The sequence below is a fragment of the Snodgrassella sp. CFCC 13594 genome, from assembly GCF_001590725.1.
Lineage (GTDB): Bacteria > Pseudomonadota > Gammaproteobacteria > Burkholderiales > Neisseriaceae > Snodgrassella.
Genome location: NZ_LQXR01000110.1, coordinates 1 through 302, shown reverse-complemented (window position 1 = coordinate 302; position 302 = coordinate 1). Strand labels below are relative to the sequence as shown.

The 302-nt window shown below is 54.0% G+C and carries 1 protein-coding gene; it reads right to left on the bottom strand.

Annotated elements, in window-relative coordinates; genetic code table 11:
* Nucleotides 1-302: autotransporter outer membrane beta-barrel domain-containing protein (locus tag A2F46_RS11945; protein ID WP_156471668.1), on the bottom strand; the 302-nt coding region annotated here is incomplete at both ends.

Here is a 302-nt window from a genome sequence, read left to right as displayed (position 1 = left end):
AGTGCCGCCACTGTTGTCATCATCAGAAGATTTGGCATACAGCGTCCAAGCATAGGTGTTGGCGTCTTTTTTGACCAACTGTGCTTCACCTGCGTTGGTGGTTTGGGCACTGCCGGTGAAGGTGGTGTCGCTGCTGTCGGTACCGGCAATGGTCACCACATCGGCAGAATAGATCTGCGCATTGGTTTGAACAACGTTGCCGATGATGCCGTTGGGGGTAGAAACGGTGGTGCTGCCGCTGGCGTCGCCGTTAATCACTAATTTATCCGAGGTGCTGCTGTCGGTGTTCCAAACGGTGTTGA